Here is a 19,538-nt window from a genome sequence, read left to right as displayed (position 1 = left end):
AATTGGATTCGATCGACCCCGTCGGATGAGACTGTGAGCGAAAAATCAGCGGCACAAGCCCACGTCTCCGACACGAGAGGACGAATGACGATGCCTGAGGCGGCAAGCGGTAAGAGTTCTGGCGACCACGGAGGGGTGCGAAGCGTTCAGCGTGCAGTCGAGATCTTGGCACTGCTCAGCGAGGACCGTCCCGTGGTCACGGTCGGGGAGATCGTCAAGGAGACCGGTCTCGCCAAGACCACAGTCGTCCGCATGCTCGCCACGCTGGGAAAGAACGGACTCGTGTGGACCACGAGCGCCGGCGTCACGGCCGGACCCGGGCTGTGGCGCTGGGCCTACCTCGCCCGTCGGAGCTGGGAGCTCCCCGCGGAGATCCGTCACCTGATGCGCGAGACCGGCCAGAAGACGCGCGAGACCATCAACCTCTATGTCACCCGGGACCTGCAGCGTGTGTGCATCGCGCAGCAGCAGGGCACTCAGACGCTTCGCCACGTCGTCCAGGTGGGCGACCAGCTGCCGCTCTGGGCAGGCGCCTCCTCGAAGGTGCTGCTCTCCGACGCACCAACATCCACCCTCGAGCGGGTGGCCGCCATGTCCCCCCAAGGGGCCGAGCGCCTTCCGGACCTCCGCGAGGCAGTGGGGCGAGCCCGCGAGGACGGATTCGCCGTGAGCCACGGCGAGCGTGAGATCGGGGTGTCGGCCGTCGCCGTACCGGTCATCGCGCCGTCCGGCCGCGTCGGTGCGGCGTTGTCCCTCAGCGGTCCGACCGCGCGGTTCACCGACGAACGTGTGGCTGTCTTCGTCGACGAGCTCATCTCCGCCTCGGCACAGATGACCGCCCGAGGGTTCACGCACCCCTTCGAGGCGTAGCGACAGACCCGACCCAACAAGACACGTGGCCGAGCGGCCACAGGAAGAGGCACGAGTGGAAGACCTACCGTTGAGCGGCATCCGCGTACTCGATCTCACGAACGTGCTGGCGGGTCCCTACTGCAGCTTTCAACTGAGCCTCATGGGTGCTGAGGTCGTCAAGGTGGAGAAGCCCGGCTCCGGCGACCTGGCCCGCCACCTCGGTCCCGACCCGGCACTCAACGACGTCGGCCTGGGTGCCTCCTTCCTCGCGCAGAATGCCGGCAAGAAGTCGGTCGAGCTCGACCTCAAGGATGCCGAGGGCAAGGCGGCATTCGAGGACCTCGTACGTGGCGCAGACGTACTTCTCGAGAACTACCGGGCCGGCGTGCTCACCCGCCTGGGCTATGACTGGGACACGCTCGAGGCGCTGAACCCGGCACTGGTCTACTGCGCGATCAGCGGGTTCGGCCAGACCGGACCCGACAGCCAGGCGCCGGCGTACGACCAAATCGTGCAAGGGCTCTCCGGAATGATGAGCATCACCGGGAGTGCCGACACCGCGCCCCTGCGGATCGGCTTTCCGGTTTCCGACAGCGTCGGCGGACTCATGGCGGCCTTCGCGATCAGCAGTGCGCTCGCGGGGCGCGCACGCACGGGTCGTGGAGCCCATCTCGACCTGTCGATGCTCGAGGCGTCGGTGTCCGCGATGGGATGGGCGGTCTCCAACTACCTGATCAGCGGGATCGAGACCGTCCCCATGGGCGACCAGAACGCGACCGCCGCACCCTCCGGGACCTTCCACGCTGACGACGGCCCCCTCAATATCGCTGCGAACCGTCAGGCCCAGTTCGTCACGCTCTGCACGGTTATCGGCCGCGTCGACCTCCTCGACGACCCACGCTTCGCCACCCGAGACCTCCGCAAGATCCATCGCGAGAAGCTGAACGACGAGATCGACGCCGCGCTCGCCGACCGGTCGGCTGGCGAGTGGGCGAGCGAGCTGTCCGCCGCCGGAGTTCCCGCAGCCCCCATCCTCACCGTCGCCCAGGCGGTGGAGTCGGAGCAACTGGCGTACCGGGAGTTCTTCCACGATGTGCCCTTCCCCGGCCGCCCGGACCGGGTCGTGAGGACCAGCAGCAACGGCATTCATCTCGACGGCCGCCCGCTGCGCCCCCAGGGGCCGCCGCCCTTGCTCGGAGAGCACAACGGCGAGCTCGACGAGCTTCGCCGGTCCGGACGCGAACACGACTCCATCCGCGCCGGAGCGGGATCGTGACGGTCGACCGCTATCCCGAGCCCACCGTCCAGGCCGTGGCGGACTGGTGGGAGACCGCGATCACCCGCATCGCCCCCGGCGAGGTCGAGCACCGCGGCACCCCCGTCCAGCACATGATCGGGGCCGACGACCTCGTCACCTCTGCATGGTTCCTGGTGCGGGGCGACCGCCCCTCCCCGGCCCAGGCCGCGCTCCTCCAGGCCGCCATGGTCGCGTCCATGGACCACGGCCCCCAGGCGCCGTCGATCGCAGTCGCGCGGATCGCCGCCTCGTGCGGCGTCGGCATCAACAACGCCATGGCCTCGGCGGTGAACACCCTCGGCGACCACCACGGTGGAGCAGGACAACAATGCGTCGAGATGTTCGAGGAGATCGTCACGGCCGTCAACGAAGGGCTGACGATCGAGGCGGCGACCGAGGATGTGGTCGCCCGATGGCGCGAACGGTCCCGATATATCCCCGGCTTCGGTCACCGTTTCCATCCTCGCGACCCTCGCCGTGATCCGCTGCTCGGCATGGTCGAGGACGCCGCCGGCGCCGGCGCCGTCTCCGGCAAGTACCTCGAAGCAGCCCTCGCCGTCGAGACGCTTCTGGCGAGCGGCCGAGAGCGGCCCATCCCGATGAACATCGACGGAGCGACTGCGGTGATCTATGCCGAGCTGGGCTTCCCGCCCGAGCTGGCCCGCGGCTTCTTCGTCCTGAGCCGCAGCGTAGGCATCCTCGCCCACGCCTGGGAGGAACGACAGAGCGGACGGCGCAACAAGGGGCCGATCCCGCCGTCGATCCTGCCGACGTTTCGGGCGGCCGAGTAGACGCCACGGCGCCACACTGGAGCTCACGAGGACACGCGGAGGGGGATTCATGACCCGGTCCTTTCGCGGCTCAGGACATGTACTAACTGGTACGTTCGTGAAGTAGATCACACCGTGTCGCCGCACGGCAAGGAGTCCTCCGCGCTGAGCGATGAGGCCGGCACCGTCGGTGGCAAGACGCCTTCGGGCAAGATCCAGCGCCGTCACCTGACAGCGCAGCTCCTCAGCTGAGCGCGCGTGAGAGGTGGTGGGCCTCAGCGAGCAGCAGGTGCCCCAGCTCGGCCTGACGGTCGGGGACGAACCGGCCCTGTACGCCGGTGAGGGTGAGCGCCCATCGCGGTGAGCCGTCACCGTCGAAGACGGCGGCGGCCATGCCCCAGCTTCCCTCGACAACGAGTCCTGGGTTCAGCGACCACCCGCGCTCGCGCGTGAGCCGGATCCGTTCACGGATCGCCGCTTCGCTGTGGGTCTCGCCCCACGCCTGCGTGAGGTCGGCCCTCGCGAGGTAGTCGGCGATCTCGTGCTCGCTCAGGTAGGCGAGGAGGACGATGCCGGCCGAGACCACACCGAGCGGGAACCGTGCACCCTCGTACAGGACGAACGAGCGGATCGGGAACGAACCGTCCTGCCTCAGGAGCACCACGGTCTCGTCGCCGCGTCGGACGGAGAAGAACGCGCTCTCGCCGGTCGCCTCGGCGAGCCGGCGCACCGCGCTCGCCGCGTCGTCGGTCACCGCGAAGCGCGAGGCCGCGCGCGCCCCGAGGACGTACAGCTCAGGGCCGAGGAACCAGCGACCTGTCCGCCCGTCGCGATCGACCATGCCCTCCTCGGCGAGGGACTCGAGCAGCCGGTGGACGGTGGGGCGTGGGAGCCCGGTCGCCCGTGCGACCTCGGTCGTCGTCAGGCCGTCGCTCTCGGTGGCGGCGAGCGCGCGCAGCAGCGCACTGACACGACCGACCATCTGCGTCGACTCCGGCATCTGCCGAGCCTATCTGCGCGTTCATTGAGTGGACGCAGGTGTCTGCTCAGCGTCCGCGCAGCGGGAAGATCCTCCGCGACATCTGCCGGGTGGTTGACGCCGTACGGTGTGACGACGTTCACTCAGTGCGACCGACCAGTGAACACAGGAGTTCCGCGGACCTATGCGCAAGCTCAGAGAAGACGCGACCGAATCGCTCGACGGAGTGCTCAAGGACGGCATCACGATCGCCGTCGGTGGTTTCGGGTTGAGCGGCAACCCGTTCGACCTCATCGAGGCCGTACGCGACTCGGGGGTGACCGGGCTGACGATCGTCTCCAACAACATGGGCGTCGACGGCGCCGGTCTCGGGATCTTGCTGGAGAACAACCAGGTCGCGAAGGTGATCGCGTCGTACGTCGGCGAGAACAAGCTCTTCGCCAAGCAGTTCCTCGACGGGGTGCTGGACGTCGAGTTCGCGCCCCAAGGGACGCTGGCCGAGCGCATGCGCGCAGGAGGCGCCGGCATCGCCGCCTTCTACACCCGTACGGGCGTCGGGACTCAGGTCGCCGAGGGCAAGCCGACGGCCGAGTTCGACGGTGAGACGTACGTGCAGGAGCGGGGCATCGTCGCCGACCTCGCCCTGGTGCACGCGCACACCGCCGACCAGGCGGGCAACCTCCGTTACCGGCTCACGTCGCGCAACTTCAACCCCGTCGTCGCGACCTGCGGCAAGGTCACGGTCGCCGAGGCCGAGCATGTCCTCGACGGCTACCTCGACCCCGACGAGGTCGCGACCCCCGGCATCTACGTCAACCGCCTGGTGGAGGCACGCCCGCGCGTGAAGCCCATCGAGCAGCGGACGACCCGACCGAACCCCGCGAAGCAGGAGGCCTGACATGGCGTGGACGCGAGACGAGATGGCCGCGCTGGCCGCCCAGGAGCTGCACGACGGCGACTACGTCAACCTCGGCATCGGCATCCCGACGCTGGTCGCCAACCATCTCCCTGACGGGGTCTCGGTGGTGCTCCAGAGCGAGAACGGCATCCTCGGTATGGGCCCGTTCCCGTACGAGGGTGAGGAGGACGCCGACCTCATCAATGCCGGCAAGCAGACCGTCACGACCATCGACGGTGCGAGCATCTTCGACTCGGCGACCTCGTTCGCGATGATCCGCGGTGGCCACGTCGATATCGCCATCCTCGGAGCGCTGCAGGTCGCGGCCAACGGCGACCTCGCGAACTGGACCATCCCGGGCAAGCTCGTCAAGGGGATGGGCGGGGCGATGGACCTCGTCGCAGGGACGCGGCGCATCGTCGTCCTCACCGAGCACGTCGCCCGCGACGGCGCCCCGAAGATCGTCGAGACCTGCGAGCTCCCGCTCACTGGCGTCGGTGTGGTCGACCGGATCGTCACCGACCTCGCGGTCATGGACGTGACCGAGGACGGGCTCGAGGTCCTTCAGCTCGCGCCCGGCGTCACGTTCGAGGAGCTGACGTCGAAGACCGCCGCGCCGCTGCGGCAGACCAGCGCCGTCGCGTGAGCGAAGGGGTCAGGCGGGTTCCACGCCCGGCCCTCAACGGCGCACCCGATAGCGCAGGTGAAGCACCCGGTTGCCCTGAATCACCACGTCAGGATCCTCCAACAGGTGCTGCGCGTGGACCGACCCGAAGTAGCGCTTGCCGGACCCGAGCACGACGGGCACGACGTCCATGCGCACCTCGTCGACCAGGCCTGCGGCAAACACCTGGCCACCGACCTCGCCAGCAGCGACCTCGACGATGCGGTCACCCGCAAGCTCCTGCGCCTTGGCCACGGCTGCCTCGACGCCGTCGACGAAGTGAAACTGCGCCTCAGGGTCCCACCCCTCGGGCGCGGGCCGGTGCGTCACGACGACCACGTGGTCGACACCGCCCGGAGGCTCCCCGTCCCAGCCGTCCGTCATGTCGAAGACGTGGCGGCCGGCGATCGTCACCCCGATCTGGTCCCAGTACGGCCGGGTGTAGTCGTAGGACGTCTGCGAGACCTTCAACGCGCCGCTCCCGTCCAACGGCACGTCACCGCTGAGCAACCAGTCGAACAAGGGGCCAGGCTGGTCGTTCTCGTCCGCGATGAAGCCGTCCACCGACACCGAGCTGTACATGACGACTGTGCCCATGGGGCCGCTCCTCTGCCTCGGGATGCCCCAAACTAGCGTGTCGTGAGCTGTCGCCCCCAGAACGCAGCAGAGGCGGTCCGAAGACCGCCTCTGACCTGGACTTACTAGTGGAGCCGCTTGTCGGAATCGAACCGACGACCTTCTCATTACGAGTGAGACGCTCTGCCGACTGAGCTAAAGCGGCGACGGCCTCGCGAGGATCGCCCGCTGGCCGATGACGAGTGTATCCGAGACGGTTCGGGCGGCCCAAAACGGGGGCCGTAGACTCCTGTCGCGTGAGCGAACCCCTCGATCCGACGCCCGAGTCGACGCCCCAGATCACGCCCGACCCGGCGGTGATCACCGAGCTCGAGGAGATGCGGGCGAGCATCGACAACATCGACGCGGCGCTGGTCCACATCCTCGCCGAGCGGTTCCGGTGCACCAAGCGGGTGGGCCGTCTGAAGGCCGAGCACAACCTCCCGCCGGCCGATCCCGAGCGCGAGGCCCGTCAGATCGCTCGCCTGCGCGCCCTGGCGGTCGACGCCGATCTCGACCCGGCGTTCGCGGAGAAGTTCCTCAACTTCATCATCTCCGAGGTCATCCGCCACCACGAGGCGTTCCGAGGCTGATGCCGCGCCTCGCGTACGACGACCCGGCGCTGGTCATCTTCATGGGCGACCGCCACCTCGCCACGCTCACGACGCCCCGCAAGGACGGCACCCCGCACGTCGTACCGGTCGGCGTCACGTACGACGCGGAGACGCGGACGGCGCGCGTCATCACGAACGACGGCTCGACGAAGGTCCGCAACATCGAGGCTGCCGGGGAGGGTGGCGCGCGCGTGGCGTTGTGCCACATCGACCGCGGCTACTGGGTCACCCTCGAAGGCGTTGCGCGCGTGAGCCGGGACCCGGACGAGATCGCCGAGTCCGTCCGCCGGTACGCCGAGCGCTATCAGCAGCCCCGCGAGAACCCGGACCGCGTCACGATCCTCGTCGACGTCGACCGCATCCTCGGCCGCTTGCCGTAGCCCGTACGGCACGGCAGCACCCTCGGGAAACATGTTCGGTGCTTCACCATGTCCGGACGACATGTTAAGTTTTCCTCGTTCTTTTAACGTATCCGGAGAACCAGTCGAAGGAGTTAACACATGTCGTGGGACCCGGAGATCCCGTACAACGACCTGCCGCCGTTGCCTCCCCTCGACATCGACCTCGAACCCAAGCGCGTGCTCAAGGCAGCGATCGAGGCACGTGCCGCCTTGGCGACACTCGCTCAGGCCGGTCGGCTGCTGCCCAACCCGAACGTCCTGATCCATGCCGTTCCTCTCCTCGAGGCGCAAGCCAGCTCCGAGATCGAGAACATCGTCACCACGGCGGACGAGCTCTTCAAGCATGCCGACTCCGAGGGCGGAGATCACGCGACGAAAGAAGCCCTACGCTACCGGGGCGCGCTCTTCGCCGGAGTCGACGCCATCAGGAAGCGGCCACTCTCCACGCGGACCACAGCGATGATCTGCACCCGTCTCCAAGGTCGCGAGATGGACGTGCGCGCAGTGCCGGGTACGAGGATTGCGAATCCCGTGTCCCGAGAGATCATCTACGCTCCACCCGAAGGCGCCTCGTTGATCCGCGAGAAGCTGGCAGCCTGGGAGCGCTTCGTCCACGCCGAGGACGACCTCGACCCGCTCGTACGGATGGCGGTCGCCCACTACCAGTTCGAGGCGATCCACCCCTTTCACGACGGCAACGGGCGTACGGGGCGTGTGATCAACATCCTCATGCTCATCGAAGCCGGGCTCCTCGACGAGCCGATTCTTTATCTCTCCCGGTCGATCATCGCCCGTAAGAACGACTACTACCGGCTTCTGCGTGCCGTCACCGTCGACGGTGACTGGATCGAATGGATCCTCTACATGCTCTCGGTCGTCAGTGAGTCCGCGCTCTCCACCACACGCAAGATCAGCGCGATCCGCTCGTGCCAGGACGAGATCGCCGAACGAGCGCGGACGGCAACGCCGGGCGGCCGCGACGCGCAGTTCCTCGCCGTGCTGTTCGAGCAGCCGTACTGCCGGATCGGCACGGTGGTCGACCGATGCGACGTCTCACGACAAACGGCCTCGACATGGTTACGCGCTCTCGTGGACGTCGGTCTGCTGCACGACATCAAGGTGGGTCGCGAACGGCTCTTCGTCAACCACGAGTTCCTCGACGTGCTCACCCGTCCGGAGTGACTTCCTGAGACCCGACAAGACGATGAGGCGTTTGGGCCAGCATGTGGGCGAAACGCCTCGTCGTTCGTACGGCGAACGTGGAAGCCGGGCCGGGTGCGGACGGGGGAATCGCACACCCGACCCGGCGATCGGGGGTCGGTCTCCACGAGGCGGGGGCCATCACGCGGCTCGCGCCATGCCCCTACTCGATCAACGGCGGGGTCAGCACGTCAAGCCCTCGCGGGGTGGAGTCCCGGTGACGAGGTAGTCGTCGATCGCGTCGTCGACGCACTCGTTGCCCATCGCGTAGCCGGTGTGGCCGTCGCCGTCGCGCGTCACGAGCACCCCCGACGCGAGCTGTTCGGCCATCGCCTCGGACCACTGGTAGGGCGTCGCTGGGTCTCGCGTCGTGCCGACGACCACGATCGGTGGCGCGCCCTCGGCTCGGATCTCGGGTGCCTCCTGGGCCGGCTTGATCGGCCACGCGGTGCACGTCACTGGCGACCAGGCGAAGTTGTCACCGAACACGGGCGACACCGAGTCGAACTCGGGCACCGACTCGCGCGCCTGCTCGAGCGTCATCGTCGAGGGGTCGTCGAGGCAGTTGACCGCGACGAGCGCGATGACCGAGTTGTCTTCGTAGCCGTTCTCGCCGCGCGAGAGGTAGGTGTCGGCGAGGAAGAGGAGCTGCGTGCCGTTGCCCCGGAGCCCCTGGCGGAGTGCACGGGTGAGCAGCTCCCAGTAGTCGGCGTTGTAGAGGGTCACGGCGATGCCGTAGAAGCCCATCGCCTCGGTCAGCGGCCGACCCTCGGTCGAGGTCTTCAGCGGCGTGGTGTCGAGACCCGAGAGGAAGTCGGACAGGCGCTGCTGCGCCGTGTCGACGTCGTTGCCGAGCGGGCAGTCGGCCTGCTTGGTGCACGACTCGAGGTAGGCCCGAAGCGCGGTCTGGAAGCCCTCGGCCTGGCCCTTGTTGAGGCCCTCGGAGTCGAGCGACGGGTCGATGGCACCGTCGAGCACGAGCCGACCTGAACGCTTGGGGAACAGCTGGGCATAGGTCGCGCCGATCATCGTGCCGTACGAGGCGCCGAAGTAGCTCAGCGTCGGATCGCCCACGACGGCGCGCAGGATGTCGAGGTCCTTGGCGACCTCGACAGTCGAGACGTGGCCGGCGAGCTCGCCACCCTCGGACTCGCACCGCTCCCCGAGCGTGAGCGCCGCGTCGTAGAACGCTTGCTCCTCGGTCGCGTCGTCGGGAGTCGGGTCGGTGTTGACGTAGGCGTCGAGCTGCGCGGTCGTCGCGCACTCCAGCGGTGTGCTCGCACCGACCCCCCGCGGGTCGAAGCCGACGACGTCGTAGGCGTCGAGGAGGTCGTCGCCGGCGACCGCGGTGAACTGCGCGACGTAGTCGACACCGGAGCCGCCGGGACCACCCGGGTTGATGAACAGCGACCCCCGACGCGCCCGCTGGTCACCTGCAGGCAGCCGCCTCATCTTGAGGGTGAGTCGCTCACCGATCGGATCGGCATAGTCGACGGGTACCTCGGCGCTCGCGCACTCATAGCGGCCGCACGCGGTCCACGCGACGTCCTGCTCGTAGAACGTGGCGAGCTCCGGAGCGACGTCGCCGCCGGTCGCCGAGGTCGGAGCGTCGGATGGCGCTGTCGCGGACAGCGCCGAGTCACGCGTGTCCTCGGCACTGCCGCAGGCGGCGACGAGGACCAGACCTGCGAGAAGACCCGCGGCACTCTTGCGACCACGCACTCCGTGCTCCCTCCGTGAAGGCGAACTCGATCGTGCATGCCACCGTACGGGAGTTCGCCGACGACGGTCGGCGGGCGTCCACAGGGGGCAGACTCAGCGGCGCAGCGTGAGAAGAAGGTTCTCGAGGGCGAGCTGCGGAGCCGCGTTGGCCTCGAGTGCCCTACGGCACGCAAGGATGGCCTCGATCCGCTGGAGGGTCTGCTCGGGCGGACCTGAACCCGCAAGGTCGGCGACGCTCGCCGCGACGTCGGCATTGACGAGCTCGGCGCCTGGCGCCGTCTGCAACGCGAGCACGTCGCGATAGAACGACAGCAGGTCGATGAGGACGCCGTCGATCGAGTCACGGGCGATGCGCGTACGGCGGCGCTTCTGGTCCTTCTCCAAGGACCCGAGCCGACCCGCGTAGCCAGCCGGCCGGCGCCCGCGGTCCTCGACGCCGAACTCCATCTTGAGCGCGTCGCGCTCCGCGCCCTCGAGCCGCTCGGCCACCTCGTCGGCCTGTGCCTGGGCGGTCTGGGTGATCGTCGCCGCGGCGTCCAGGCAGGCGCCGAGCGAGGTCAGCGATCCGGGGATCGCGAGGACGGTCCGCCGGCGCTCGCGCACCGCCTCCTTCGTGGCAAGGGCCCGCGCGCGACCCACGTGGCCCTGCGAGGCCTGTGCGGCCTGCAGTGCGAGCTCGGGCGACACCTGCTCGCGCTCGGCGAGCATCTTGGCGACGGCTGCGATCGGAGGCGTGCGCAGCACGACCTGGCGCGAGCGCGACCTGATCGTCACGATCACGTCCTCGGCGGTGGGTGCGCACAGCATCCAGACCGTACGGGGCGGAGGCTCCTCGAGGCTCTTGAGCAGCGCGTCGGCCGCCTTCTCGGTCAGCCGGTCGGCGTCTTCGACGACGACGACCTGCCAGCGTCCTTGCACGGGTCGCATCGCGGCCATGCGTACCTGCTCACGCACCTCGCCGACGTCGATGCTCAGCCCGTCCGTGCTGACCAGCGCCACGTCGGCGTGCGCGCCCGTCAGCGCGGTACGGCACGCCCGGCACTCGCCACAGCCCCCGGACTCGCACTGGAGCGCGGCGGCGAACGCGCGCGCGGCGTTGGACCGGCCTGAGCCCGGCGGGCCGGTGAACAGCCACGCGTGGGTCATCGCGGGGCCGGGACCGCCTGCGAGGCGCTCCTGCGCCGAGGCCACCGCCGACCGGAGGGTCGCCACGACCGCGTCCTGACCGACAAGGTCGTCCCAGACGGTCACCGGTCGCCTCCACGCCCGTACGCACCGTCCGTACGCCCGGCGTCGGAATCGCGGTCGGGGCCCGCCTCCTCCGTGTCGGCCTGGGCAGGATCGCCGCCCTCGGCCACCGTGTCGTACCCGACGAACGCCTCCTCGAACGACTCGACGCGCTCCTCGAGCGCGCTCGGGTCGATCCGGGTGTCGTCGTCGGGGCCGCCCTCGTCCGGCTGCTCGTGCTCCTCGAACGGCGATCCCGGCGGCGGCGGTCGCAGCGGCGCGATCACGCGCTCCACGTGACCGAGCAGGGGCTGCACACGGTCGAGGACGGCGTCGGCGATGTCGACGACGTCGCGGTCGGCGCGCACCACCGTGTAGTGGTCGCGGTCCTTCGAGGCGAGCTCGAGGAACGTCTCGCGCACGCGCTGGTGGAACTCCTCCGGCTCCGCCTCGAGACGGTCGGCCTCGCCGAAGCGCGAGCGACCCAGCGTGGGGTCGACGTCGAGCAGCACCGTGAGGTGCGGCCGCAGCCGCGAGGTCGCCCACCGTGCCACGGCCTCGACCTCGTCGAGATCGAGCGCGCGCCCGCCCGACTGGTAGGCGAGGGCGGAGTCGACGTAGCGGTCGGTGATCACGATCTCGCCTCGCGCAAGCGCCGGGTTGACCTCCTTCTCAAGGTGGTCGGCCTTGTCCGCGGCGTAGAGCAGCGCCTCGGCGCGGGGCGCGAGCTCGCCCGTCGCAGGGTCGAGCAGGATGGCGCGAATCTTCTCGCCGACCGGCGTGGCTCCCGGCTCGCGGGTGAGGAGCACGCGGTAGCCGTCGGCGCGCAGGGCCTCGGCGAGCATCCACGCCTGCGTGGACTTGCCTGCACCCTCACCACCCTCGAACGCGATGAACAGCCCGCTCGTGGAGTACGAAGGAGCCGTCGCCGCGTCCTGCTTGAGCTCGGCGAGCAGCGTGAGGCCGTGCCGGTCGTTCATCTGGCGGAACGAGACCAGGCCGAAGACGGTCGCGATCAGCGCCGCGATGAGGATCGCGATCTGCGAGCCGGTGTAGGTGAAGTCGCCGAGGTCGCGCAGCTCGATCGTGTGGCTGCCGATGAGTCCGGCGACGAGCGGCGCGATCGCGAGGACGCCGGACAGCACGAGCCGGACGAGGGACTGCACGAACGCGAACGTGCGTCCGCGCATCTCCTCTTCGACCTCGAGCCCGAGCAGGGTGTAGCCGGTGATCCAGGCGACGCCGGCGCAGAACCCGACGAGCGTCACAAAGATCGTCACGAGCGCCATGTTGTGCACAAGCGCGACGACAAGGAGACCGAGGCCCGCTCCGACCAGCGCGACGCCGAACATCCGTGGGCGGCTCACCTGGACGAGGACCTTGGGGCCGCGCCACATGCCGAGGCCGAGGCCGAGGAACACCGCACCGAACAAGGTGCCGTAGCCGGGGTCGCCTGCACCGAGGTCTCCGACGAAGACACGCCCGAGCCCGATGACGACGCCGCCGCACCCGAACGCGCCGACGATGCCGAGGACCAGCCCGCGCACCAGCGGCGTACGGAAGACGTACGCCCAGCCGTCGGCGATCGTGCGCCACACGCCGACCTGCTCGTCGGCACCAGCGCCTGCGGGGATCTCGCGCGCACCGAGGATCACCAGGCCGCCGAGCGCGAAGAGGATCGCCACCATGTACATCGTCGGGTCGACGTCGGGGATCGAGACCGGGAAGAGCCCGTCGACCGCCTTCGTGAGCCACGTCGCGACGATGAAGAGCGCCGCGGCCGGCAGCGCCGACCCGTACGTGGTGGCGAGGTTGAGGCGGTTGGCGTCCTCGAGGTTCTCGCGGGGCACCAGTGTCGGGACGGTCGCGTCCTTGGTCGGCATCCAGACGGCGTTGACGGCCTCGATGAGCACGGTCGCGACCACCAGCCACCACAGCGTGCCGACCAGCGGGATACTCGCAAAGATCACCGCCCGCAGGAAGAGCCCCGCCGTCAGCGTGACGCGGCGGTCCATGCGGTCGGCGACGTAGCCGCCGAACGGGCCGATCACCAGCGCCGGCGCCAGCCGCGCGAAAAGGACGGCGGCGATCGCGAAGTTCTTGCCGGCGTAGCCCTCGGCGAGCGAGTTGGCGAACGCCGTCAGCGCGAGCAGGCCGATCCAGTCGGCGAGCGACGCCAGCCCGAGCGCAGCCCAGAACCGACGGAACACCTTGATCCGCATGACCGTGCGGATCCCGTTGACGTCAGTGTCTGCAGCCGTGCCTGCGGGGTCGTATGCCACCCGTTCAGAGTATCCATCCGAACTGTCAGCTCGCCTCCGGCGCGTCCCTGACCCGACCTTGAGGTGACGCGGCGTACAGCTCGGCGGCCAACAGGAGGGCGCAGGTCAGAGCGACCCAGAGCTCCGGAGACGGTACGGCGGCGAGCGCCAGCACCACGACGACCGCGACCGCCCATCGCGTCCCGGTCGTCACCGAGCGGTCCTCCGGGAGCACCGTCAGCGCCCAGCATGCCGCCAGCAGCACGGCCACCGCCAGGCACAGCAGCAGCCCGCTCGCACCCGCCGCACTCCCGTGGTGGGTCACGACGTCGACGCGTGCCGCCAGCGCCGCACCGACCGCCGCCGCGGACGCGAAGACCAGGTAGTGGCCGAAACCCCAGAGGTACTCCATCCCCGTGCCTCGTGCCCGCTCCACCGCGGCCGCCGAGTCGCGGGCGAAGTAGAGCCACCACACCGCGAAGACGATCACGACGCCGGAGGTCGCCACCGGGAGCAGGCTCCCTTCGAGCGCCTCGTCGTCCACCGCCTGCTGGATCGCCAGCGTCACGGACAGCACGGTCTCGCCGAGCACGATGATGAAGAACAGTCCGTACCGCTCGGCGATGTGGCGGGCGTGCCACGGGGTCTGCCCCGCTCGCTCCGCCCACACCGGGACCGCGAGCTCGCACGCCGCGAACAGCACGAACTCGGGGACCTGCAGCCCCCGGGGACCGAGGAGCAGGACGAACCACAGGCACTGGACCGCAGCGATCCCGCCCGCGTACCGCAGACACGTCGCCCTGTGCCCCGGGTCACCGACCGCCGCGCGCAGCCACTGGGCCACGAGCCCGACGCGCATGATGACGTACCCGATGACCACGAGCAGGAAGTCGCCGTCGAACATCTGCGGGATCCCCGCCGCGATGACCAGCGAGCCGACGATCTGCAGGAGCGTGAGGAGCCGGTACGCGACACCGTCGTCGTCGTACGCCGAGGCGAACCACGCGAAGTTCAGCCACGTCCACCAGATCGCGAAGAAGACGAGCGCGTAGTGCAGCAGCCCGGTCGCGAGGTGGCCCTCGCTCGTCGCGTGGTGCAGCTGCGTCGATGCCTGCGCGACCGCGACCACGAAGCACAGGTCGGTGAGCAGCTCCAGCGGCGTCGCGGACCTGTGCTGCTCTCCCGGGTCGCGCGCGGGCAGCCCGCCGAGGCTGAGCATTCCGATCGTCGGCACCCGCTCAGCGTAGGTCCGCCCGTACGGGATCGGCTGCCGGAGCAGGTGACTACAGGAACGACGTGCCGACTCGGCGGACGTGCTGGGTGATCGCGTCCGCCATCTCGGCGGCTTGTGCGCGCAGCGTGTCGGGGATGTCAGTCGTCGCGGCGCGCTCGAAGGCCTCGGGCAGCACGCGAGTCAGGCGTGAAAGCCGCTCCTCGACGGCATCATCGCGGAGCCCGAGCTGACGACCCACCTTCGCCCAGTCGGAGACTCCGATCTTCGACGTCTCCCAGGCGTCCCCGATCTTCATCGCCGACATGACGGGGTCACCCGGGTAATAGGGCACGATGCTGGCCACGTCGTAGAGCGGTGCCAGGCTGACGGCACCGCGTCGTCCGAGCATGACGGAGTAGTTCTTCGCATGTGCATCCGGCGCACCGATCAGGACGTTGAAGGCGAGGGCGTCGAAGAAGTCCCTCGTGAGCGAGGCACGAGCCGACCCCCGCAGCCGCGAGAAGAGGGCACCGACTTCGGCGATCCCCGGTCCCCCGTCGGCCTGATACTTCTTCTCGGGAGGCTGCCCCAGCGCCTGACAGAGGTCCTCCTGGTGAAGACGCCGCCACCGCGCGCCGCGCTTCTCCCGGTCGTATCTCTCAGAGACGACGATGTCCCACTCGTCGTGGACGAGAAGGGTCGTTCGGGCGGCGCGGAGTCCGGCCTCGGCAGCCGCTCGCAGACACAGGTGCTCGTTCAGGTGGTGGCCCTCGTATCCCGAGATCGCCGGCTTCAGGATGTGCGTCGTCGGGGTCGCATCTCGCGGCGTCCCCCATCGCCCGGCTTCACCGAAGAGCGCGACCTTCGACTGGGCACCCGCCAGACTCCAGCGGCCGCTGCGCTGCATCCCTCCCCAGTCGTCCGGGTGACGCGCTATCGCTTCGAGCAGGTCATGGAGTCGGGATTCGTCGAGCCAGTCGATGTCTCCCTGGCTCTCGGCCGCATCCGAAACATCATCTCCTGGCGGGATCACTTGGATCGCTCCCGCTGCATCCCGTCCGACGTGTCGGAGCAGCGCGAACGGGTTGCGTGCGGAGACGCCGTACTCCTCGGCCCACCGACGACGCACCTGGTCGTTGTCGGGCAGGAGGCCGTCCAGGTACGCCCGTACGACGCGGTTCTGGTGGGTGGTGGCGGTGGTCGGCATCGAGAGTGAGAGCGGGACGTCGGTGGGAGTGCGACCGGAGTCGTACGAGAACTTGAGCGCGCCACCGGCAGCCTCGACGAGGCGCCCGATGTGCTCTCCGTCCAGGTAGATCTCGAGCGCCTTCTCAGGCATCGTCACCCTCGCCCGGCTCGAGTGCGACCTGCAGACCCACGGCATCGAGCAGATCGAGCACGAGCTGGAGCTCAGCCCGTGCTCGACCTCGCTCGAAGCGACTCACCCATTCGCGAGACACCCCGACGCGATCGGCGAGCTGGGCCTGGCTGAGGTTCTTTTCGCGGCGCGTGGCACGGACAGCGGCGCCGACGTCCGTCGCGGTGAACACCTGCATCCCGTCGCCTCTCGTGATCGCTCGGCCACTTTCATAGAAGTGCGCGTTCGATCACAATAGCAAAAGTGCGCGTTCGATCACCTAGTGAAGAGTCCGAACGCACACGCTAGGCGGGCGGGACGTTGTGCGTACGCCGGAACAGGTTGTCCGGGTCGTACGCCCGCTTGACCGCGGCCAACCGGGCGTACGTCGCCGGAGGATAGACGCTCACGACCGTCTCAGCCCCCGCGTCGTCGAGGAAGCCGACGTACGAGCCGGTCCCGTGACGTGCCACCGCTGCCCAGTCGTCCTCCGGCCCGTCCAGGGACGGCGCCGGCGCCCCGGGAGGTGCCATGCGCGCCGCCAGCACCATCGCCTCGGCGTCGCGGTGGGCGAACGCCATCGCGTCGTCCGGCACCCAGCCCATCGCGCCTCCGAGCCCGCGGAGCACCAGCACCGTGGGCGTCTGCGCGGCGAAGGCGAGCGCGTCGTCGATGCAGGCGTCGGAGAGGGTCGGCACCAGCGTGTTGCGCATCGCGACCTGCATCCCCTCGGGCATCTCGTGCTCCTCGAGGACGTCGGCGTACGGGACCACGGCGGCGGCATCGCCGACGACCGTGCCGATCTGTCGCAGACCGGCGAGCGCCTTCGAGGCCGCCGCCTCGTCCGGCTCGGCGAAGCACCATTGGACGACGGCCTCGGCGGGGCCCATGGGCGTCGCCGGTGTCAGTGCCAGGATCGTCGTGAGCCGGTCGTCGCTGGTCTGCAGGTGGTCGCGCCACCCGCGGACGAGGCGGTCGAGGTCGCGGACCTCGTACGAGAGCGCGCCGAAGACGACCCGCGAGACCGGCGCGGCCTCGAGGTCGAGGCTCGTCACGACACCGACGTTGCCCCCACCGCCGCGCAATGCCCAGAAGAGTTCGGGCTCGTGGTCGGCGTCGACGCGGCGAATATGCCCGTCGGCGGTCACGATCTCCGCGGCGACGACGGCATCGACCGCCAGGCCGTACCGGCGGACCATCCAGCCGATGCCGCCTCCGAGCGTCAGGCCGCCGACGCCGACGCTCGCCGTGTCGCCGGCGGTGATCGCCAGCCCGTACGGGGCGAGCCGTGCCGCGACCATCCCCCAGGTGGCACCGGTCCCGATCCGGACCAGGCCCCGCGAGCGGTCGAGCACGGTCATGCGGTTCAGACCGCGAACGTCGAGCAGGAGCCCGCTGTCGGCGGTGCTGAGCCCCGCGATGCTGTGCCCGCCGCTGCGGACAGTCAGCGTGATGCCCGTGTCGCGGGCGTGGTGGATCGCGCCGGCGACGTCGCGTGCGGTGCGGGCGTGGACCACGGTGTCAGGTGTGCCGTACGTGCTCATGCTGTCTTCCTTCGATAGAGGTGGAGGGTGAGTGGGGCGAAGACCGCGACGACGGCCGCGGAGGGCAGCAGCACCCACGCGACGTCGCCGACGGTGGCCGTCCCCGCGAACAGGGCGCGCTCGGCAGTGACGAGGAGGCTGACCGGGTTCACCTCGACCCATCCCTGCAACCAGCTGGGCATGGTCTCGGGGTCGACGAACGCGTTGCTGACGAACGTCAACGGGAACTGGATGACGAAGCTCAGCATCGAGACGGCCTGCGGTGACCGGGCGAGCAGGCCCACGGTCGCCCACAGCCACGAGAGCGCGTAGGCGAAGACGAGAGCGAGCCCGATTCCGACCACGACTCCGGGCAGCCCACCGTCGGGGCGCCAGCCCAGGACGAGCCCGAGCAGCACCACGAGGGTCGCCGCGACCACGTAGCGGCCGACGTCGCCGAGGAGGGTGCCGACCACGTGGGCAGGCTGCCAGATCGGGAGCGCCCGGAACCGGTCGAGGACGCCGCGGCTGACGTCGGTGTTGAGGGACAGGCCTCCGTACACCGTCATGATCAGGATCCCCATGACGAGCGTGCCCGGCAGGAGGTACTCGAGGTAGGTCCCCGGCGAGCCGGAGAGCGCTCCTCCGAAGACGTAGGTGAACAGCACCGTGAAGATGAACGGAATCAGGATCGCGTCGGCTGCCTGCTCCGGCGTGTGACGCAGCTTGAGCAGCGAGCGCCAGGCGAAGACACGGACGGCGGACAGCGCGCTCGCCGGTTCGACGCTCGGCTCGGCGGGGTCCGCAAGCACGGACACGCGGACGGCGGGGAACGTGGCGGTCATGCCGGCACCGCCTCGTCGGTCAGGGCGAGGAACACCTCGTCGAGCGTCGGACGGCGTACGTCGAACCCGGCGACTGCGATCCCGGCGCTGTCGAGCGCGTCGAGGATCTGGCGCACCGGCCTCGTGAGCGGCACCGACAGCACGGCCGTCCCGTCGTCCGCGGGCGACGAGAGCGACGGCTCGACACCGTCGACGAGCCCGGCGAGCGCCTGGGCCGCGCGTACGGCTTGCGTCGAGCCGGTCACCCTGACCTCGAGGACGTCACCGCCGACCGAGCGCTTGAGCGTGTCCGGCGATCCCGTCGCGACCATGCGGCCGCCGGCCACGACGCCGATGAGGTCGGCGAGCTGGTCCGCCTCGTCGAGGTACTGCGTGGTCAGGAGCACCGTCGTCCCTCGGGCGACCAGCTCGCGGACGACGTCCCACACCTGCCGGCGGCTTCGCGGGTCGAGACCGGTCGTGGGCTCGTCGAGGAAGAGCAGCCGGGGCGTCCGTACGAGGCTCGAGGCCACGTCGAGCCGCCGCTGCATGCCTCCGGAGTACGTCCCGACGAGCCGGCCGGCGGCGTCCTCGAGCCCGAACGCGGCGAGCAGCTCGTCGGCCCGGGCGCGTGCCGACCGCCGTGAGTGCCCGAGCAGCCGAGCCTGGAGGACCAGGTTCTCCGTCCCTGTGAGGTCGGCGTCGACCGCCGCGAACTGCCCGGTCAGCGCGAGCTCGGACCGTACGGCCGCCGCGTCAACGACCACGTCGTGCCCGAGGACGCGTGCGTGCCCGCCGTCGGGCCGCAGCAAGGTGGCGAGCAGCCGTACGGTCGTGGTCTTGCCCGCGCCGTTGGGGCCGAGCAGGCCGTACACGCCGCCGCGTGGGACCACGAGGTCGAGCCCGTCGACGGCGCGCGTCGTCCCGAAGGCCTTGGTGAGCGCCGCGGTCTCCACCGCCGGCGCTGCTGGGTCATCCATGTCGCGTCTCCTCGTCGTGTCGATCGGCCACCAGGCTCGTCCGCCGGACACCTCCGCGTCGTCGTCCCCGGGACGGCACTTGGGCGGCCCCCGTACGGGGCGGCCGACGGGCGCACGTACTCCCTGGGGATGACGTGGCGG

19 protein-coding genes and 1 tRNA gene are annotated in these 19,538 nt (G+C 69.7%); 8 read left to right on the top strand and 12 right to left on the bottom strand.

All coding sequences use genetic code 11. The features are described 5' to 3' along the window. Positions 1-135 precede the first annotated feature (135 nt). Genes HCT63_RS02915 through HCT63_RS02905 form a run of 3 tightly spaced genes read left to right on the top strand, consistent with a single transcriptional unit; the run spans position 136 to position 2,940 of the window. A complete protein-coding gene (locus HCT63_RS02915; protein ID WP_208322237.1) occupies positions 136-870 on the top strand; it encodes an IclR family transcriptional regulator in 735 nt (244 codons plus the stop codon). A gap of 25 nt (positions 871-895) precedes the next feature. Next, complete coding sequence (locus tag HCT63_RS02910) at positions 896-2,128, top strand: CoA transferase (RefSeq protein ID WP_347877915.1); 1,233 nt, start codon at positions 896-898, stop codon at positions 2,126-2,128. Then, positions 2,125-2,940, top strand: coding sequence for a citryl-CoA lyase (locus HCT63_RS02905; protein WP_167001298.1), 816 nt, complete (start codon positions 2,125-2,127; stop codon positions 2,938-2,940). The genes HCT63_RS02910 and HCT63_RS02905 overlap by 4 nt, the downstream gene beginning before the upstream one ends. Positions 2,941-3,163: 223 nt before the next feature. On the opposite strand, the gene HCT63_RS02900 is transcribed toward HCT63_RS02905, so the two are convergent. After that, entirely contained in the window at positions 3,164-3,919 is a 756-nt protein-coding gene (locus tag HCT63_RS02900; RefSeq protein WP_167001297.1) for an IclR family transcriptional regulator, read from the bottom strand. A 163-nt stretch (positions 3,920-4,082) separates the two neighbouring features. On the opposite strand from HCT63_RS02900, the gene HCT63_RS02895 reads away from it, so the two are divergent. Together HCT63_RS02895 and HCT63_RS02890 are read left to right on the top strand one after the other, a co-directional pair. After that, positions 4,083-4,796 (top strand): CoA transferase subunit A, encoded by a 714-nt coding sequence (locus HCT63_RS02895; RefSeq protein ID WP_167001296.1) that lies wholly within the window; start codon positions 4,083-4,085, stop codon positions 4,794-4,796. Position 4,797: 1 nt separating this feature from the next. Next, entirely contained in the window at positions 4,798-5,442 is a 645-nt protein-coding gene (locus tag HCT63_RS02890) for a CoA transferase subunit B (protein ID WP_167001295.1), read from the top strand. Between the two features lie 33 nt (positions 5,443-5,475). Here the strand turns inward: HCT63_RS02890 and HCT63_RS02885 are convergent, their stop codons facing one another. Together HCT63_RS02885 and HCT63_RS02880 are read right to left on the bottom strand one after the other, a co-directional pair. Next, on the bottom strand, positions 5,476-6,057 hold the full coding sequence (locus HCT63_RS02885; protein ID WP_167001294.1) for a dihydrofolate reductase family protein: 582 nt from the start codon (positions 6,055-6,057) through the stop codon (positions 5,476-5,478). Between the two features lie 108 nt (positions 6,058-6,165). After that, a tRNA-Thr gene (locus tag HCT63_RS02880) sits at positions 6,166-6,241 on the bottom strand. Between the two features lie 151 nt (positions 6,242-6,392). On the opposite strand from HCT63_RS02880, the gene HCT63_RS02875 reads away from it, so the two are divergent. The 3 genes from HCT63_RS02875 to HCT63_RS02865 all read left to right on the top strand — a co-directional run bounded on the left by HCT63_RS02875 (position 6,393) and on the right by HCT63_RS02865 (position 8,272). Further along, complete coding sequence (locus HCT63_RS02875) at positions 6,393-6,668, top strand: chorismate mutase (RefSeq protein WP_208322299.1); 276 nt, start codon at positions 6,393-6,395, stop codon at positions 6,666-6,668. Then, entirely contained in the window at positions 6,668-7,069 is a 402-nt protein-coding gene (locus tag HCT63_RS02870; protein ID WP_167001293.1) for a TIGR03618 family F420-dependent PPOX class oxidoreductase, read from the top strand. Before HCT63_RS02875 ends, HCT63_RS02870 begins: the two co-directional genes overlap by 1 nt. Before the next feature lie 120 nt (positions 7,070-7,189). Then, positions 7,190-8,272 carry a Fic family protein gene (locus HCT63_RS02865; protein ID WP_167001291.1) on the top strand — a complete coding sequence of 361 codons (1,083 nt, stop codon included), beginning with the start codon at positions 7,190-7,192 and terminating at the stop codon, positions 8,270-8,272. 201 nt (positions 8,273-8,473) lie between these two features. Here HCT63_RS02865 and HCT63_RS02860 read toward each other — a convergent pair whose 3' ends face one another. The 9 genes from HCT63_RS02860 to HCT63_RS02820 form a co-directional block, all read right to left on the bottom strand. Continuing rightward, a complete protein-coding gene (locus HCT63_RS02860) occupies positions 8,474-10,012 on the bottom strand; it encodes an alpha/beta hydrolase (RefSeq protein WP_167001289.1) in 1,539 nt (512 codons plus the stop codon). 93 nt (positions 10,013-10,105) lie between these two features. After that, positions 10,106-11,263: a DNA polymerase III subunit delta' gene (locus tag HCT63_RS02855; RefSeq protein WP_167001287.1), complete on the bottom strand. Its 1,158-nt coding sequence runs from the start codon at positions 11,261-11,263 to the stop codon at positions 10,106-10,108. Further along, positions 11,260-13,521 carry a dTMP kinase gene (gene tmk, locus HCT63_RS02850; RefSeq protein WP_243842858.1) on the bottom strand — a complete coding sequence of 754 codons (2,262 nt, stop codon included), beginning with the start codon at positions 13,519-13,521 and terminating at the stop codon, positions 11,260-11,262. The genes HCT63_RS02855 and tmk overlap by 4 nt, the downstream gene beginning before the upstream one ends. Before the next feature lie 25 nt (positions 13,522-13,546). Continuing rightward, positions 13,547-14,734, bottom strand: coding sequence for a low temperature requirement protein A (locus HCT63_RS02845; RefSeq protein ID WP_208322236.1), 1,188 nt, complete (start codon positions 14,732-14,734; stop codon positions 13,547-13,549). Between the two features lie 49 nt (positions 14,735-14,783). After that, a complete protein-coding gene (locus tag HCT63_RS02840) occupies positions 14,784-16,052 on the bottom strand; it encodes a HipA domain-containing protein (RefSeq protein WP_167001285.1) in 1,269 nt (422 codons plus the stop codon). Then, positions 16,045-16,269 carry a helix-turn-helix domain-containing protein gene (locus HCT63_RS02835; RefSeq protein ID WP_167001283.1) on the bottom strand — a complete coding sequence of 75 codons (225 nt, stop codon included), beginning with the start codon at positions 16,267-16,269 and terminating at the stop codon, positions 16,045-16,047. Before HCT63_RS02835 ends, HCT63_RS02840 begins: the two co-directional genes overlap by 8 nt. Before the next feature lie 106 nt (positions 16,270-16,375). Continuing rightward, entirely contained in the window at positions 16,376-17,614 is a 1,239-nt protein-coding gene (locus tag HCT63_RS02830; RefSeq protein ID WP_167002266.1) for an FAD-binding oxidoreductase, read from the bottom strand. Further along, positions 17,611-18,438, bottom strand: coding sequence for an ABC transporter permease (locus HCT63_RS02825; protein ID WP_167001281.1), 828 nt, complete (start codon positions 18,436-18,438; stop codon positions 17,611-17,613). Before HCT63_RS02825 ends, HCT63_RS02830 begins: the two co-directional genes overlap by 4 nt. Continuing rightward, positions 18,435-19,397 carry an ATP-binding cassette domain-containing protein gene (locus HCT63_RS02820; RefSeq protein WP_167001279.1) on the bottom strand — a complete coding sequence of 321 codons (963 nt, stop codon included), beginning with the start codon at positions 19,395-19,397 and terminating at the stop codon, positions 18,435-18,437. The genes HCT63_RS02825 and HCT63_RS02820 overlap by 4 nt, the downstream gene beginning before the upstream one ends. Positions 19,398-19,538: the final 141 nt, after the last annotated feature.

The organism is Mumia sp. ZJ430, from assembly GCF_011751845.1.
In the GTDB taxonomy this organism is placed as follows: domain Bacteria; phylum Actinomycetota; class Actinomycetes; order Propionibacteriales; family Nocardioidaceae; genus Mumia.
The sequence above is the reverse complement of the archived record's forward strand: the minus strand, read 5'-3'. Positions and strand labels throughout refer to the sequence as shown.

Bases quoted from the DNA above. Each gene is read 5' to 3' on its own strand.
- HCT63_RS02900 (WP_167001297.1), bottom strand. From the start codon at position 3,919: ATGCCGGAGTCGACGCAGATGGTCGGTCGTGTCAGTGCGCTGCTGCGC.
- HCT63_RS02895 (WP_167001296.1), top strand. From the start codon at position 4,083: ATGCGCAAGCTCAGAGAAGACGCGACCGAATCGCTCGACGGAGTGCTC.
- HCT63_RS02890 (WP_167001295.1), top strand. From the start codon at position 4,798: ATGGCGTGGACGCGAGACGAGATGGCCGCGCTGGCCGCCCAGGAGCTG.
- HCT63_RS02885 (WP_167001294.1), bottom strand. From the start codon at position 6,057: ATGGGCACAGTCGTCATGTACAGCTCGGTGTCGGTGGACGGCTTCATC.
- HCT63_RS02870 (WP_167001293.1), top strand. From the start codon at position 6,668: ATGCCGCGCCTCGCGTACGACGACCCGGCGCTGGTCATCTTCATGGGC.
- HCT63_RS02865 (WP_167001291.1), top strand. From the start codon at position 7,190: ATGTCGTGGGACCCGGAGATCCCGTACAACGACCTGCCGCCGTTGCCT.
- HCT63_RS02840 (WP_167001285.1), bottom strand. From the start codon at position 16,052: ATGCCTGAGAAGGCGCTCGAGATCTACCTGGACGGAGAGCACATCGGG.
- HCT63_RS02835 (WP_167001283.1), bottom strand. From the start codon at position 16,269: ATGCAGGTGTTCACCGCGACGGACGTCGGCGCCGCTGTCCGTGCCACG.
- HCT63_RS02830 (WP_167002266.1), bottom strand. From the start codon at position 17,614: ATGAGCACGTACGGCACACCTGACACCGTGGTCCACGCCCGCACCGCA.
- HCT63_RS02825 (WP_167001281.1), bottom strand. From the start codon at position 18,438: ATGACCGCCACGTTCCCCGCCGTCCGCGTGTCCGTGCTTGCGGACCCC.
- HCT63_RS02820 (WP_167001279.1), bottom strand. From the start codon at position 19,397: ATGGATGACCCAGCAGCGCCGGCGGTGGAGACCGCGGCGCTCACCAAG.